This is a genomic window from Streptomyces sp. NPDC058052 (genome assembly GCF_042885515.1).
GTDB lineage: Bacteria > Actinomycetota > Actinomycetes > Streptomycetales > Streptomycetaceae > Streptomyces.
The window spans coordinates 63898-78831 of the sequence record NZ_JBHVRX010000023.1 but is presented as its reverse complement, the minus strand read 5'-3'; the positions used below and the strand labels follow the sequence as shown (position 1 = coordinate 78831).

The window sequence follows — 14934 nt, the reverse complement described above, 5'->3', positions numbered from 1 at the left end:
CGGGTTTCCTCCCGGGACGGGTCAGCGGCGGGCGGCGGCGAGGACGACGAGGAGGGGGACGACGCGTTCGGCGGGGACCTCGTGGCGGGCCCGGCCGCCGGGGCGGAGCCAGCCGGCGGCGGTGAGCTGGCGGAGGTGGTGGTAGATCTGGCCCGTCGTGCCGAGGTCCGCGAGCTCGGACAGCTCGGCCACCGTGCGCCGGCCGCCGAGGATCTCCCGCAGCAGCCGGAGCCGTACGGGATGCCCGAGCGCGGCGAGCGCCTCGACCGGGCCGTCGTCCTCCAGGACGTCCTCGGTGAGGGCGCCGGTCTGCCACTCGTACCGCTCCCCGGTGGGCAGGCGGACGGCTCCGGTGAAGAGGACCCCGCCGTCGGCGGCCTCGGCTCCCGCCAGGCGTTCCTTCCAGCCGTCGAGCGCCCAGAAGTCGCCCTCGTACGCCCCGCCCGTCCCGGCGGCGGCGCCGGACTCCAGTGCGGCGACCCGGGCCTCCAGTGCGGCGACCCGCTCCTCGATCTCCATGACATCAGAGATTACGACATCACGTAATTCCGTACAACAGGGCACGGAAAAACCCCCGCCCGAGCGGGGCGGGGGTTCTTCCGTACGGCGTGGTCTCAGGCCAGCAGGCCCGGGATCGTCGCCTCGTGGGCAGCGCGCAGCTCCTCCAGGGAGAGCTCGAACTCGCCCTGGACATCGACCACGTCACCGTCGACGACACCGATGCGGGTCGCCGGCAGGCCGCGGGCACCGCACATGTCGGTGAAGCGGAGCTCCTCGCTGCGGGGAACGGCGACGACCGCACGGCCGGCCGACTCCGAGAAGAGGAACGTGAAGGCGTCCAGGCCCTCGGGGACGACCAGGCGCGCGCCGTTCCCGCCGCGCAGGCAGGACTCGACGACCGCCTGCACGAGACCGCCGTCGGACAGGTCGTGCGCCGCGTCGATCATGCCGTCGCGGGAGCCCGAGATCAGGATCTCGCCGAGCAGCTTCTCCCGGTCGAGGTCCACGGCCGGCGGCATGCCGCCGAGGTGCTGGTGGATCACCTCGGACCAGGCCGAACCGCCGAACTCCTCCTTGGTGTCGCCCAGCAGGTAGAGGAGCTGGCCCTCTTCCGCGAAGGCGATCGGGGTGCGGCGGTTGACGTCGTCGATCACACCGAGGACGGCCACGACGGGCGTCGGGTGGATGGCGACCTCACCGGTCTGGTTGTACAGCGAGACGTTGCCGCCGGTGACCGGGGTGCCCAGCTGGAAGCAGCCGTCGGCGAGACCGCGGGTGGCCTCGGCGAACTGCCACATCACGGCCGGGTCCTCGGGCGAACCGAAGTTCAGGCAGTCCGAGATGGCGAGCGGCTTGGCGCCGGAGGCGGCGACGTTGCGGTACGCCTCCGCCAGCGCGAGCTGCGCGCCGGTGTACGGGTCGAGCTTGGCGTACCGGCCGTTGCCGTCGGTCGCCATGGCCACGCCGAGGTTGGTCTCCTCGTCGATGCGGACCATGCCCGCGTCCTCGGGCTGCGCCAGGACCGTGTTGCCCTGCACGAACCGGTCGTACTGGTCCGTGATCCAGGACTTCGACGCCTGGTTGGGGGAGGAGACGAGCTTGAGGACCTGGTCCTTCAGCTCGGCACCGTCCTGCGGCCGGGGCAGCTTGCCGGCGTCGTCGGCCTGGAGCGCGTCCTGCCACTCCGGACGGGCGTACGGGCGGTGGTAGGTCGGGCCCTCGTGGGCGACGGAGCGCGGCGGCACGTCGACGATCTGCTCGCCGTGCCAGAAGATCTCCAGGCGCTCGCCCTCGGTGACCTCACCGATGACGACCGCGATGACGTCCCACTTCTCGCAGATCTCCAGGAAGCGGTCGACGTGCTGCGGCTCGACGATCGCGCACATGCGCTCCTGCGACTCGCTCATGAGGATCTCCTCGGGCGAGAGCGTCGCGTCGCGCAGGTGCACCTTGTCGAGGTCCACGCGCATGCCGCCGGAACCGGCGGAGGCCAGCTCGGAGGTGGCGCAGGAGAGCCCGGCGCCGCCGAGGTCCTGGATGCCCGCGACGAGCTTCTCCTGGAAGATCTCCAGGGTGCACTCGATGAGGAGCTTCTCCTGGAACGGGTCGCCGACCTGGACGGCGGGGCGCTTGGTGGGCTTGGTGTCGTCGAAGGTCTCGGACGCGAGGACCGAGACGCCGCCGATGCCGTCGCCACCCGTGCGGGCGCCGTACAGGATGACCTTGTTGCCGGGGCCGGACGCCTTGGCGAGGTGGATGTCCTCGTGCTTCATCACGCCGATGCAGCCGGCGTTGACCAGGGGGTTGCCCTGGTAGCAGGAGTCGAAGACGACCTCGCCGCCGATGTTCGGCAGGCCCAGGCAGTTGCCGTAGCCGCCGATGCCGGCGACGACACCGGGCAGCACGCGCTTGGTGTCGGGGTGGTCGGCCGCGCCGAAGCGGAGCGGGTCGACGACCGCGACCGGGCGGGCGCCCATGGCGAGGATGTCGCGGACGATGCCGCCGACGCCGGTGGCCGCGCCCTGGTAGGGCTCGATGTACGAGGGGTGGTTGTGCGACTCGACCTTGAAGGTGACCGCGTACCCCTGGCCCACGTCGACGACGCCGGCGTTCTCGCCGATGCCGACGAGCATGGCGTCGTTCTCGGGGGTCTTCTCGCCGAACTGCTTCAGGTGGACCTTGCTGCTCTTGTAGGAGCAGTGCTCGGACCACATGACCGAGTACATGGCGAGCTCGGCGCCGGTGGGACGGCGGCCGAGGATCTCGCGGATGCGCGCGTACTCGTCCTCCTTGAGGCCGAGCTCCTTCCAGGGCTGCTCGCTGTCCGGCGTCTCGCTCGCGTGCTTGACGGTGTCGAGGCTCATCAGGCGTTGACCAGCTTCTTGAGGATCGAGGTGAAGAAACCGAGACCGTCCGTCTTGCCGGTGCCGATCAGCGGTTCGACGGCGTGCTCGGGGTGCGGCATGAGGCCGACCACGTTGCCCGCGGCGTTGGTGATGCCCGCGATGTCGCGGAGCGAGCCGTTGGGGTTCACGTCCAGGTAGCGGAAGGCCACCCGCCCCTCGGCCTCCAGCTCGTCGAGCGTGCGCTCGTCGGCGACGTACCGGCCGTCCATGTTCTTGAGCGGGACCTCGATCTCCTGGCCCGCGGAGTAGTCCGAGGTCCAGGCGGTCTCCGCGTTCTCCACCCGCAGCTTCTGGTCGCGGCAGATGAAGTGGAGGTGGTTGTTGCGCAGCATCGCGCCCGGCAGCAGGTGGGCCTCGGTGAGGATCTGGAAGCCGTTGCAGATGCCGAGGACCGGCATGCCGGCCTTCGCCTGCTCGATGATCGTCTCCATCACCGGCGAGAAGCGGGAGATGGCGCCCGCCCGCAGGTAGTCGCCGTAGGAGAAGCCGCCGGCGAGGACCACGGCGTCGACCTGCTTGAGGTCCTTGTCGCGGTGCCACAGCGAGACCGGCTCGGCGCCCGCGAGGCGGGCGGCGCGCAGCGCGTCCTGGTCGTCGAGCGTGCCGGGGAAGGTGACGACGCCGATGCGAGCGGTCACGACTCGACCTTCACGACGAAGTCTTCGATCACGGTGTTGGCGAGGAAGGTTTCGGCCATCTCATGGATGCGGGCGAGGGCGGCGTCGTCGACCGGTCCCTCCACCTCCAGCTCGAAGCGCTTCCCCTGACGGACGTCGGCGATTCCGGCGAACCCGAGGCGGGGCAGTGCACGCTGCACCGCCTGTCCCTGCGGGTCGAGGATCTCCGGCTTGAGCATGACGTCGACTACGACGCGTGCCACTGGCACTCCCGGTGGTGTGTTGCGTGGGCGGTTCCCTCAGCGTACCTGCCTCCAAATTCTACGCGGGTAGAGATCTGAAGGATCCTACAAATGCCCAGGCCGGAAGCCACCCCCCGGCGAAGATCCACTCCAAACCCCCTACACCCCGCCGCACATGAAATGCGAGTGAAATATTGCGCGCCCCATTGCCCCGGGACACGCTGAGACAATTGACAGGGCTTCACAATGCGACACCCGTCGCTGTACAAAGGAATCCAGAGGAAAACAGCATTGTCCCCGGGCAGTCAGCGGCCTGGTGTCACCGCACGTCAGAGGCGCACCCACAGCCCTTGACAGGTGGCGGGCCACAGGAAAGGACCGATATCCGTGGCGCAGCGAGTGGTGGTCACCCTCTCCGACGACATCGACGGCGGAGAAGCGGCGGAAACGGTCGCGTTCGGTCTCGACGGGAAGATGTACGAGATCGACCTGAATGCTGCCAATGCAAAGAAACTCCGCAAGGCCCTCGCGCCCTACCTCGCGGCCGGGCGGAAGCAGACGGGCAAGGCGGCGGCCGGTGTGACCGGAGCCACCACCACGTTCACGCACACCGCCCTCGCCCCCGACCCGGCGGCGGTCCGCGCCTGGGCCCAGTCCAACAAGATGGACGTGCCGGCCCGGGGCCGCATCCCCAAGCGGGTCTACGAGGCGTTCCGCGCCGCGAGCTGACACCGCGCGGACACCGGGCGGAGCGGGGTCCGCGGCACGGGGGGCGGAGCCGATTTGCATTCCACCCCCCATGATCCGCTAGAGTCTGGAACACGCCGAGGGGCAAGGCCGAAAAGCCGAACCCCACGCAGCGTGCGGGTGTAGTTCAGTAGTAGAACGTCCCCCTTCCAGGGGGAAGGCGCAGTGTGCGATCCCTGTCACCCGCTCTGCATCACGGTTACCGACCACTCCGGTGGATCAGGTAGAGTGGTGCTCGCACCGCCCGGTGAAAGCCGGTCGGGAGCAATGCGGACGTGGCTCAGTTGGTAGAGCATCACCTTGCCAAGGTGAGGGTCGCGAGTTCGAATCTCGTCGTCCGCTCAGGGTTGAAGGCCCCGGTTCAATGAACCGGGGCCTTCGTCGTTTCTCCCTCTCTCCCCTCCACTTCGCCCCTCCTCCCGTCTTCCCGTCTTCCTCATGGCCCCTCATGACATTTGTCAGTGCGGGAGATGACAGCGCGCACTGCCCTCCGCCCGATCCGGACGGGAGGCTGGAGCCATGACAGCTGAAGCCCCCACACCGGCCATCGAGGCGACCGACCTGAGCCGCAGCTACGACGGCGGTTTCGAGGCCGTGCGCGGCATCTCGCTCACCGTGCCCCGGGGCGAGATCTTCGCCCTCCTCGGCACCAACGGCGCCGGCAAGACCTCCACGGTCGAACTCCTGGAGGGCCTCGCCGCCCCGACCGGCGGCACCGCCCGCGTCCTCGGCCACGACCCGTACCGCGAACGCTCCGCCGTCCGCCCGCGCATCGGCGTCATGCTCCAGGAGGGCGGCTTCCCCTCCGACCTCACCGTCGCCGAGACCGTGCGCATGTGGGCCGGTGTCACCAGCGGCGCCCGGCCCGCCGGCGAGGCCCTCGCCTCCGTCGGGCTCACCGGCCGCGAGAAGGTGCGGATCAAGCAGCTGTCCGGCGGCGAACGCCGCCGCCTCGACCTCGCCTGCGCCCTCCTCGGGCGCCCCGAGGTCCTCTTCCTCGACGAGCCCACCACCGGCCTCGACGCCGAGGGCCGCCGCGACACCTGGGCCCTCGTCCGCTCCCTGCGCGAGCAGGGCACCACCGTCCTCCTCACCACGCACTACCTGGAGGAGGCCGAGTCCCTCGCCGACCGGCTCGCGATCATGCACGCCGGCCGGATCGTCCTCTCCGGCACCCCCGCCGAGGTCACCGCCGCCCAGCCCGCCCGGATCCGCTTCGCGCTCCCCGCCGACGTGCCCGCTGCCCGGCTTCCGCTCGGACTGAAGGCCGCCGCCGACGGCGACCGGATCGAGATCCGCACCCACGCCCTCCAGGACGACCTCACCGAACTCCTCGGCTGGGCCCGCGACCACGGCGTCCGGCTCGACGGGCTCGACGCCCGCTCCGCCTCCCTCGAAGAGGCGTTCCTCGACATCGCCTCCCGCACGGAGGACACCCCCGCCGGCCCGAAGGAGTCCGTGACCCGATGAGCGCGACCGCACCCACCACCACCGGCAGGCCGTCCACCACCCTCACCCGGCTCGCCGCCCTCGGCCGGGCCGAGCTGACCCTCCTCGGCCGCAACCGCAACAACCTCTTCATCGCCGCCGCCATGCCGCTGCTGATGATCTTCCTGCTGCGGTCCTCCCTCAAGGGCATCGACGAGGCCACCCTCGGGATCTCCCTCTCCGCCGCCACCCTCATCGGCGGCACCGGCATGGTCCTGCTGCTCGTCGTCTACATGAGCTTCGTCTCCAGCCTCACCGCCCGCCGCGAGGAGCTCGTCCTCAAGCGGCTGCGCACCGGCGAGGCCACCGACACCGAGATCCTCGCCGGCGCCGCCCTGCCCGCCACCGCCATCGCCCTCGTCCAGTGCGCGATCCTCACCATCGGCGGCTTCACCCTGCTCGATGCCGACGCCCCCGCCCGCCCCGACCTGCTGGTCCTCGGCCTCGTCACCGCGATCGTGCTGCTCGCCGGGCTCGCCGCGCTCACCACCACCATCACCCGCACCGTCGAGAGCGCCGGCCTCACCACCCTGCCGCTCTTCCTCGTCTCCTCCTTCGGCTCCGGCCTCTTCGTCCCCCGCGACGCCCTGCCCGGTCTCGCCGCCGACCTCGCCCAGCTGCTTCCGCTGAGCGGCGCCATGGAGTTCGTCCGGGCCGGCTGGCTCGGCACCGCGCACGCGGGCAGCCTCCTCACCGCCGCCCTCAATACAGTGGCCTGGGGCGTCCTGACGGGGTGGGCGGTCCGCCGCTGGTTCCGCTGGGAGCCCCGGCGCTAGGGCGGGACCGGAGGGGAGACAGGACGGGATGTCCTCGATGACGGGATGGTGGTCACGGCGCAGCGTCGCCGGGAAGGTCGAGCTGTACACCCGGTGGACCTTCCACCTCATGGCCCCGGTCGAACTGGTCGCGCTCGGCGGCCTCCCGCTCAGCCGCGGCGAGGACAGCGCGCTCGGCACGGCCGGAGCGACCGGCCTCCTCCTGTGGATCGTGGTCCACTGCGGGCTCTGCGTGACGCTCGCCTCCCGGGCCTTCGACCACACCACCGGCACCCGGCCGCGGCCGGTCCGCCTCGCGGTCGTCCTCGCCGCCGCCACCGCCGTCGCCGACATCGCGATCGCCGGGCTGTGGACGGCCGGCGCGCTGCCCGACGCCTCGGTGAACGCGGGTGTGATCGTCGTCACCTCGCTCTTCACCGGCGGCGCACTCGTCCTCTGCCTGGACCGGGTCCGGGAGATGGCGGGCGCGGTCCTCGGCACCGCCGTCGCCGCCGCGCTGCCGGTCGCCGCCTTCGGCCACGGCCTGCCGGCGTCCGTGGCCACCTTGGCCGGCATCCTCGTCGGCGGTGGTGGGTACGCCGCCGCCTGCGGCTTCTCCTCCTGGCTGCTGCGCGTCGTCCAGGAGCTGGAGCGCTCCCGCGACCTCAAGGCCCGGCTCGCCGTCGCCGAGGAGCGGCTCCGCTTCGGCCGCGACCTGCACGACGTCATGGGCCGCAACCTGTCGGTGATCGCGCTCAAGAGCGAGCTGGCCGTCCAGCTCGCCCTGCGCGGCCGGCCCGAGAGCGTGGACCAGATGACCGAGGTCCAGCGGATCGCCCAGGAGTCCCAGCGGGAGGTCCGGGAGGTCGTCCGCGGCTACCGGGAGGCCGACCTGAGGGTCGAACTGGAGGGCGCCCGCGGAGTCCTCGACGCCGCCGGCATCGACTGCGCCGTCACCGCCCCCGCCCTCGACCTGCCCTCCGGGGTGCAGTCCGCGCTCGGCTGGGTCGTCCGCGAGACCACCACCAACGTGCTGCGCCACGGCGACGCCCGCCGCTGCGCGATCACCCTGCGGCGGTCGGCGGAGACGGTCCTGCTGACTGTCGAGAACGACGGGGCGGTGGTGCGGGACGGGGCCGCCGCCCCCGGGCGTACCGGCTCCGGCCTCGCCGGACTGCGCGAACGGCTCGGCGCGGTGGGCGGCACCCTGGAGGCCGGGTTCACGGACCCGCAGTCCTTCCGCGTCACCGCCCGGGTGCCGCTGGCCGTGCCGGGGACCTCCGGCACCCGACAGGAGAGGGAGACGGTCGCGTGACCGAGCCCGTACGCGTCCTGCTCGCCGACGACGAGCACCTGATCCGGGGCGCGCTCGCCGCCCTGCTCGCCCTGGAGGACGACCTGGTCGTCGTCGCCGAGGCCGCGACCGGACCCGAGGCGCTCGCCATGGCCCGCGCCCACCGGCCCGACGTCGCCGTCCTCGACCTCCAGATGCCGGGGGCGGACGGTGTGACGGTGGCCACATCGATCCGGGACGAACTCCCCGACTGCCGCACGATGATCGTGACCAGTCACGGCCGCCCCGGCCACCTCAAGCGGGCCCTCGCGGCGGGCGTCCGCGGCTTCGCGCCGAAGACCGTCAGCGCCCAGCGGCTGGCCGAGCTGATCCGTACCGTGCACGCCGGAAACCGCTATGTGGACCCGGAGTTGGCGGCCGACGCGATCGCCGCCGGAGACTCGCCGCTGACCGCCCGCGAGGCCGAGGTGCTCGAACTCGCCGCCGACGGCGCCCCCGTCACGGAGATCGCCCGGCGGGCCGCGCTCTCCCCCGGCACGGTCCGCAACTACCTCTCCTCCGCCGCCGCGAAACTCGGTGCGGAGAACCGGCACGCGGCAGTGCGTCTCGCCCGGTCGAAAGGTTGGGTATAGTTAGCAGCGCGCTACGGCGCATGCGGACGTGGCTCAGTTGGTAGAGCATCACCTTGCCAAGGTGAGGGTCGCGAGTTCGAATCTCGTCGTCCGCTCAGTGTGAAGGCCCCGGTTCATCGAACCGGGGCCTTCGTCGTGTGCGCGGACAGCGGTCGGTGCCGCACGAGCCCGGGCGGCCGTACGGGCCCCGGGCGGGGACCCGTACGGCACCGGTCCGGGTCGGCTAGAAGCGGTCGGACCAGGACTTGCCGGTCAGCAGCTCGTACGCCTCCAGGTACTTGGCGCGGGTGGCGTCCACGATCTCCTGCGGGAGCGCCGGCGGCGGCTGCTCGCTCTTGCGGTCCCAGCCGGAGGCCGGGGAGGTCAGCCAGTTCCGCACGAACTGCTTGTCGTACGAGGGCTGGGCGCGGCCCGGCTGCCACTGGTCGGCCGGCCAGAAGCGGGAGGAGTCCGGGGTCAGCACCTCGTCGGCGAGGATCAGCGTCTCGCCCTCGAAGCCGAACTCGAACTTGGTGTCGGCCAGGATGATGCCCCGCTCGCGGGCGATGTCCCGGGCCCGGCTGTAGACGGCGAGGGTGGTCTGGCGCAGCAGGGCGGCGGTCTCCGCGCCGACCTGGCGGGCCACTTCCTCGTAGGAGACGTTCTCGTCGTGGTCGCCGACGGCGGCCTTGGTCGCCGGGGTGAAGATCGGCGCGGGCAGCTCGGAGCCGTCGGTCAGCCCCTCGGGGAGCGCGAGGCCGCAGACCGTGCGGGACTCGTCGTACTCGACGAGGCCGGAGCCGGTGAGGTAGCCACGGGCGACGCACTCGACCGGGACCATGTCGAGCGACTTGCAGATCAGGGTGCGGCCCGCCCAGTCGGCGGGGGCGCCGGCCGGCAGCTCGGTGGAGAGGACGTGGTTCGGCGCCAGGTCGGAGAGCTGGTCGAACCACCACAGGGAGAGCTGGGTGAGGACGCGGCCCTTGTCCGGGATCTCGGTGGGCAGGACCCAGTCGTACGCGGACATGCGGTCGCTCGCCACCATCACGAGCTCGCCGGCCCCGTTCCGGTACAGGTCGCGCACCTTGCCCGTGTGCAGGTGGGTCAGGCCCGGGACCTCGACGGGCTCGGGCTTTTCTACGAATCCGGACACGGTTCCTCCGCGTAGGTTGATCCAGGAACGGTCCGATTCTCTCGCACGCGCGACCGGGCCCGCCGACCGGGGCGGCCCGCCCCGGTCAGTCCCTCTTACAGATGCGGTCGAGGAGGTTGGCGGTGGCGCGCTGGACGCGGGCGTCGACATGGCCCGGCCGGTCCAGCGCCGGCGACCAGGCGAAGGTTCCGGAGGCGAAGACCCAGGCCCCGGACGGCGCCCGGTAGAGGCTGGTCTCCTGGTGGCGCAGGACGCCGTCGCCGTCCCGGTAGGGCGAGTGGGCGAGCAGGATGCGGCTCTCGTGCTCGGGGAGGGCGGTGCGCGGGAAGTAGCGGTCCGCCTCTCCCGCGACCAGGCCGGGCAGCTCGTCGCCGTCGCCGGCGCCGGTCGCCTCCCAGAGCCAGTGCTCCGCGTTCCGCACGACGAGCGGGTGCGGCTCGGGCACCCGGCCCGCGTACTGGATGCCGAGGAGCTGCTGCTCGGGACGGTCCACCTCGCGCCACAGGGCGGGGCGGCCGGGGCCCCGGCGCTTGCGGCAGGTGAGCAGCCGGTCCGGGACGCCGGACGGGGAGGGGCCCAGCTCCACGTGCCAGTACATGGTGTTGGCGGAGAGGAAGACGAGCGAGGTGCCCTGGTCGCGGGCGCGTTCGGCGGCCTTGCGCATCGGGGCGGACCAGTACTCGTCGTGGCCGGGGAAGACCAGGCCCCGGTAGCGGGTCGGGTCGATCCGGCCGGCGTGCAGGTCGCGGGTCTCGGCGTAGGCGAGGTCGTAGCCGTACCGCTCCGCCCAGCGGATGAAGTCGTAGGCGTGGCCGACGTGCAGGGGCAGGCCCGCGCCCGCGTACGGCCGGTCGAAGGAGACGGTGATGGCCGCGTCCTCCTCGCCGAGCAGCCGGCCCTCCTCGTCCCAGGCGTGGTAGAGGCTGGCGCCGGTGTGCCCGTCCTCCGGGTAGAGGTTGTACGCCTGCCAGGTCACGTCCGGGAGGACGAGGAGGAGGTCCGCCGGGTGGGAGTCGCGGACCGTGAAGGGGACGTGGGAGCGGTAGCCGTCGGCGGTGGTGAGGACGGCGACGTACGCGCCGATCGACCAGTAGCTCGGGACCTGGAGCCGCCACGACTGCCACCAGTGGTGGCAGGAGACCGTGCGGTCGGCGGTGAGCGGGGGCGGCTGGACGATGCCGGAGAGCCGCGGGCTCGTGGTGATCTTCGCGGCGCCGTCGCCGCCGTAGTGGCCGATCCGGTAGACGTCGACCGAGAACGGCTGCGGCGGGTCCACGGTGACGTGGAAGTCGATCGACTCGCCGGGGGCCACGGCGCCGCCGGAGGCGAAGCCCTTGATCTGGCGGCGTACGTCGTCGGCGGTGCGGGGTCCTCCGGCGCCGCCCCCGGCGAGGGTCTCGTCCGCGTACCAGGGGACCATCTGCCCCGTGTCGTCGAAGTAGTTCTCCGAACCGCGCAGCCAGGGCAGCGGGCCCTGGCCGAAGGGATCGGAGACGGCGTGCGCGAGCGCGCCCGACTCCCAGCGTCTGATCTGCTCCGCCCCCATGACGCGCCCCTCCTCGACTCCCCCGGTCAGTGCCGCCGGCCCCTGCCCGCGGATGGTGCCCCTGTCAGTGCCGGTCTCCAGCACATCACATAACGCACGCGGTCCGTCACCGTTCGTCGTGAAATCGATGAAGGTGGAACACGACCCTCCGGTAGGGCCGTCGCCGGGACCGCCCGCGGCGGGCGGCCCCGGTGGGCCTCAGACGAGGCGGACGGGCTTCTCCGGGCGGACGCCCGTGCTGCTGAGCCAGGCCCGCAGCGGTGCCGGGTCGCCCTCCTCGACCAGGGCCAGCACGCGCGGTCCGAGGTCCGCCGCCCGCTCGCCGCCGACGAGCAGCGCGGGCCCGTCGAGCCAGTCGAGGCCGGGCGCCGCGCCGGTGGTGTCGACGGCGGCGCAGCAGACCAGGGCGGTCACGTGGTCGGCGAGCAGGTCCCGGCCGGTGCGGGGCGGGAGCAGCGGGCAGAGCGGCCAGGGCCCGTCGGGGCCGGTGAACCCGGCGGGGTCGCCGCCCGCCGGCGCGGCGGCCGCGACCCGGGCCTCCCGCTCGGCCTCCTCGCGGGCGACCTGGGCGCTGAGCGCGGCGGCGAGCGCGTCGGCGGCCGGGTTGCCGGGCTCGTCGTCGGCCTCGTCCCCGTCCTCCGCGCCGGCCGGTACGACGGGGAGGTCGTCGTCCTCCGGCGGGTCCAGGTCCCGGTACGGGGCGGCCGCGGGCTCGTCGTCCGCCGAGGGGCCGGTCTCCGGCGGGGCCGTCAGGTGGCTGAGGACCCGGGTGAGGGTCGGGCCCTCGGGAGTGCCGGGGACGGGGGCCGCGGTCAGGCGGTCGAGGACGTCGTGGAGGCGGGCCGCGTCCGCGCGCCACTTCCGGTCGACGACCTCCTCCGGGTACCGGCTCCACTCGACCGGAGCCCAGTCCGGGCCGGGCTCGGCGGGGCCGCCGTGGAAGAGCCGGGCGGCGAGCAGGGAGGCGGCCTCGTCGACGGCGCCGGGCTCCTCCAGGAGGTCGCAGGCCGGGCGCTCGCCGAGCCGGGAGGAGAAGCCCTCGGCGAGGCGGTCGCGGTGCGACAGTTCGGTCAGCGCGGAGACCACGCCCGCGTCGAGGCGGGAGGGCCAGCGGCCCACCCGCCAGGCGGGCAGCGCGACCCGGGTGAGGAGCCGGTCCCAGCCCGCGTAGGCGAGGCCGACCTGCTCCTGGGCGACGATCCGGGTCCCGTGGTCCACGGCCTGGGCCCGCTCGGATCCGGCGGCGGCGACACCGCGCTCCATCTCGGCGGCGTGCGTGCCGCAGGCCCGCAACAGCAGCCGGGCCACCCGGCCGACGCCCCGGCGCAGCGGGCCGAGGCCGGGCTCGCCGGGGACGGCGACGGCCGCGTCGAGCCCGCGGACGAAGCGGCGGGCGGCGGCTATGTCGGGGTCGGCGGCGGGGCCGGTGCCGGCGACGACGGGGGCGAGGACCGCGCGCAGCTCGCCGACCCGCATCCACCACAGGAACGGGGAGCCTATGACGAGGACGGGGGCGGAGGCCGCGCCCCGGGCGGAGGCCGCGCCGGGCCCTCCGGCTCGGGCGTGCGCCCGGTGGGAGCGGTCCTCCAGCCAGCTGTCGCAGTCCGGGGTCAGGGCTATCGCGGAGGGCGCGGGGACGCCGAGCCGGTCGGCCAGGTCCCGCACGAGGCGGTGCAGGTCGGGGGCGGCGGTCTCGGTGAGCTCCACCGTCGGCGTGACGGCCGGGCGCGCGCGGGCGACGACGAGGGCGACGGCCGCGGCGGCGAGGAGGACGAGGACCGCGAGGACGGTCGTGATCCAGAGGGCGGTGGTCCAGCCCGTACCGGTGAAGTGGCCGGTGACCTCGCCCGCGTACAGCACGACGGCGACGGCGGCCGGGAGGATGGAGGCGCCGAGCGCCCGCCCCCGGACGCGGAGGACGGCGAGGGCGCGGGAGCGCGCGGCCCGCACGCCCCACTCCTCGCCGAGGCCGCTGTCGCTGCCGCCGTTTCCGAAGCCGCTGCCGGACACGCCGTACCTCACCCCCTCTGCCTGTCCTCGACGGGACTACCCGTGGTGGTGTTGCTCACTCCCCCACTGTGGCACCCGTCACCGACATCGCAATGCCGGTGGGCCAAGTGCCGGAACGCCTGCGCCGCACCCTAGTTGGGGGTTCGGCGGGCGTCATCCAGATAGGCGAGTCGTCACCCGAACGAATGGCTTTGGGTAAAGGTGGTGCCGGTGGCGCGGCCGTGCGCTTGACTGCGCGACCGCGCCCGTACTCCCGTGACGGGTCAGGCTCCGGCGGCCTTGAGGGCGATGTCCGTACGGTGCTGGGAACCGTCAAGGCGGATGCGGCCGACTGCCGCGTAGGCGCGCTCGCGGGCCTGCGCCAGGTCCGAACCGGTGGCGGTGACGGACAGGACGCGGCCGCCGGCGCTCACGACCGCCTCGCCGTCCCGCTTGGTGCCCGCGTGCAGCACGTACGCGTGCGGGGCGTCCTGCTCCGCGATCTCGGCGAGGCCCTCGATGGGGTCGCCGGTGCGCGGGGTGTCCGGGTAGTTGTGCGAGGCGACGACCACGGTGACGGCGGCGTCGTCGCGCCAGGCCAGCGGGGCCTGGTCGGCGAGGGTGCCGTTGGCCGAGTGCAGCAGCACGCCCGCGAGCGGGGTCTTCAGACGGGCCAGGACGACCTGCGTCTCGGGGTCGCCGAAGCGGGCGTTGAACTCGATGACCCGCACGCCGCGGCTGGTGATCGCCAGACCCGCGTAGAGCAGGCCGGAGAAGGGGGTGCCGCGGCGGCGCAGCTCGTCGACGGTCGGCTGGAGGACGGTCTCCAGGACCTCGTCGACCAGCTTCGGGTCGGCCCAGGGCAGCGGCGAGTAGGCGCCCATGCCGCCGGTGTTGGGGCCCTCGTCGCCGTCGAGCGCGCGCTTGAAGTCCTGCGCGGGCTGGAGCGGGAGGACGGTGGTGCCGTCGGTGATCGCGAAGAGGGAGACCTCGGGGCCGTCCAGGTACTCCTCGATGACCACGCGGTCGCAGGCGAGCGCGTGGGCGCGGGCCGTCTCGACGTCCTCGGTGACGACGACGCCCTTGCCGGCCGCGAGACCGTCGTCCTTGACGACGTACGGGGCGCCGAAGGCGTCGAGGGCCTCGTCGATCTCGGCGGGGGTGGTGCAGACGTAGCTGCGGGCGGTCGGCACGCCGGCGCCGGCCATGACGTCCTTGGCGAACGCCTTGGAGCCCTCGAGCAGCGCCGCCTCCTGGGAGGGGCCGAAGACCGGGATGCCGACGGCGCGGACGGCGTCGGCGACACCGGCGACGAGCGGCGCCTCCGGGCCGACGACGACCAGGTCGGCGCCGAGGCCGGTGGCGAGCGCGGCGACCGCGCCGCCGTCCAGCTGGTCGACGGCGTGCAGCTCGGCGACCTCGGCGATTCCGGCGTTGCCGGGCGCGCAGTGCAGAGCGGTGACGTCGGGATCGAGGGAGAGAGAGCGGCACAGGGCGTGTTCGCGGGCGCCGCCGCCGATGACGAGGACCTTCACGCCAGCCAGGGTAGCCCGCCGGCCGGCAAGGACCTTGTGCGGGCCACCGAG

13 protein-coding genes and 3 tRNA genes are annotated in these 14934 nt (G+C 73.1%); 8 read left to right on the top strand and 8 right to left on the bottom strand.

The window, feature by feature from the left end:
• Positions 1-21 precede the first annotated feature (21 nt).
• The 4 genes from ACFVU3_RS27660 to purS form a co-directional block, all read right to left on the bottom strand.
• Complete coding sequence (locus ACFVU3_RS27660; protein WP_390070331.1) at positions 22-519, bottom strand: ArsR/SmtB family transcription factor; 498 nt, start codon at positions 517-519, stop codon at positions 22-24.
• Positions 520-614: 95 nt separating this feature from the next.
• Positions 615-2864, bottom strand: a complete 2250-nt coding sequence (purL, locus tag ACFVU3_RS27655) for a phosphoribosylformylglycinamidine synthase subunit PurL (RefSeq protein ID WP_390070329.1) — start codon at positions 2862-2864, stop codon at positions 615-617.
• Complete coding sequence (purQ, locus tag ACFVU3_RS27650; protein WP_043224763.1) at positions 2864-3544, bottom strand: phosphoribosylformylglycinamidine synthase subunit PurQ; 681 nt, start codon at positions 3542-3544, stop codon at positions 2864-2866. The genes purL and purQ overlap by 1 nt, the downstream gene beginning before the upstream one ends.
• The gene (gene purS / locus ACFVU3_RS27645) at positions 3541-3786 is read right to left on the bottom strand and encodes a phosphoribosylformylglycinamidine synthase subunit PurS (protein WP_015035032.1); all 246 of its coding nucleotides are present in this window, start codon (positions 3784-3786) and stop codon (positions 3541-3543) included. Before purS ends, purQ begins: the two co-directional genes overlap by 4 nt.
• A gap of 366 nt (positions 3787-4152) precedes the next feature.
• Here purS and ACFVU3_RS27640 point away from each other — a divergent pair, with 366 nt between their 5' ends.
• The 8 genes from ACFVU3_RS27640 to ACFVU3_RS27605 all read left to right on the top strand — a co-directional run bounded on the left by ACFVU3_RS27640 (position 4153) and on the right by ACFVU3_RS27605 (position 8776).
• A complete protein-coding gene (locus tag ACFVU3_RS27640; RefSeq protein WP_390070327.1) occupies positions 4153-4494 on the top strand; it encodes an Lsr2 family protein in 342 nt (113 codons plus the stop codon).
• Between the two features lie 134 nt (positions 4495-4628).
• Positions 4629-4700: transfer RNA gene (locus ACFVU3_RS27635), tRNA-Gly, on the top strand.
• An 81-nt stretch (positions 4701-4781) separates the two neighbouring features.
• Positions 4782-4854, top strand: a tRNA-Gly gene (locus ACFVU3_RS27630).
• A gap of 177 nt (positions 4855-5031) precedes the next feature.
• Complete coding sequence (locus ACFVU3_RS27625) at positions 5032-5982, top strand: ABC transporter ATP-binding protein (protein ID WP_390070325.1); 951 nt, start codon at positions 5032-5034, stop codon at positions 5980-5982.
• On the top strand, positions 5979-6776 hold the full coding sequence (locus ACFVU3_RS27620) for an ABC transporter permease (protein ID WP_390070323.1): 798 nt from the start codon (positions 5979-5981) through the stop codon (positions 6774-6776). The genes ACFVU3_RS27625 and ACFVU3_RS27620 overlap by 4 nt, the downstream gene beginning before the upstream one ends.
• 28 nt (positions 6777-6804) lie before the next feature.
• Positions 6805-8070 carry a sensor histidine kinase gene (locus ACFVU3_RS27615; protein ID WP_390070321.1) on the top strand — a complete coding sequence of 422 codons (1266 nt, stop codon included), beginning with the start codon at positions 6805-6807 and terminating at the stop codon, positions 8068-8070.
• Positions 8067-8681, top strand: a complete 615-nt coding sequence (locus ACFVU3_RS27610) for a response regulator transcription factor (protein WP_031011447.1) — start codon at positions 8067-8069, stop codon at positions 8679-8681. Before ACFVU3_RS27615 ends, ACFVU3_RS27610 begins: the two co-directional genes overlap by 4 nt.
• A 22-nt stretch (positions 8682-8703) precedes the next feature.
• Positions 8704-8776, top strand: a tRNA-Gly gene (locus ACFVU3_RS27605).
• Between the two features lie 128 nt (positions 8777-8904).
• Here the strand turns inward: ACFVU3_RS27605 and ACFVU3_RS27600 are convergent.
• The 4 genes from ACFVU3_RS27600 to purD form a co-directional block, all read right to left on the bottom strand.
• Positions 8905-9813, bottom strand: coding sequence for a phosphoribosylaminoimidazolesuccinocarboxamide synthase (locus tag ACFVU3_RS27600; protein WP_390070318.1), 909 nt, complete (start codon positions 9811-9813; stop codon positions 8905-8907).
• 85 nt (positions 9814-9898) lie between these two features.
• Positions 9899-11359: a N,N-dimethylformamidase beta subunit family domain-containing protein gene (locus tag ACFVU3_RS27595; RefSeq protein WP_390070317.1), complete on the bottom strand. Its 1461-nt coding sequence runs from the start codon at positions 11357-11359 to the stop codon at positions 9899-9901.
• A gap of 198 nt (positions 11360-11557) precedes the next feature.
• Positions 11558-13381 carry a hypothetical protein gene (locus ACFVU3_RS27590; protein ID WP_390070315.1) on the bottom strand — a complete coding sequence of 608 codons (1824 nt, stop codon included), beginning with the start codon at positions 13379-13381 and terminating at the stop codon, positions 11558-11560.
• 251 nt (positions 13382-13632) lie between these two features.
• Positions 13633-14883: a phosphoribosylamine--glycine ligase gene (gene purD, locus ACFVU3_RS27585; RefSeq protein ID WP_390070314.1), complete on the bottom strand. Its 1251-nt coding sequence runs from the start codon at positions 14881-14883 to the stop codon at positions 13633-13635.
• Between the last annotated feature and the right edge of the window lie 51 nt (positions 14884-14934).

Coding starts and splice junctions, on each gene's coding strand:
- ACFVU3_RS27660 (WP_390070331.1), bottom strand. CDS start 519: ATGGAGATCGAGGAGCGGGTCGCCGCACTGGAGGCCCGGGTCGCCGCA.
- purL (WP_390070329.1), bottom strand. CDS start 2,864: ATGAGCCTCGACACCGTCAAGCACGCGAGCGAGACGCCGGACAGCGAG.
- ACFVU3_RS27625 (WP_390070325.1), top strand. CDS start 5,032: ATGACAGCTGAAGCCCCCACACCGGCCATCGAGGCGACCGACCTGAGC.
- ACFVU3_RS27620 (WP_390070323.1), top strand. CDS start 5,979: ATGAGCGCGACCGCACCCACCACCACCGGCAGGCCGTCCACCACCCTC.
- ACFVU3_RS27615 (WP_390070321.1), top strand. CDS start 6,805: ATGTCCTCGATGACGGGATGGTGGTCACGGCGCAGCGTCGCCGGGAAG.
- ACFVU3_RS27595 (WP_390070317.1), bottom strand. CDS start 11,359: ATGGGGGCGGAGCAGATCAGACGCTGGGAGTCGGGCGCGCTCGCGCAC.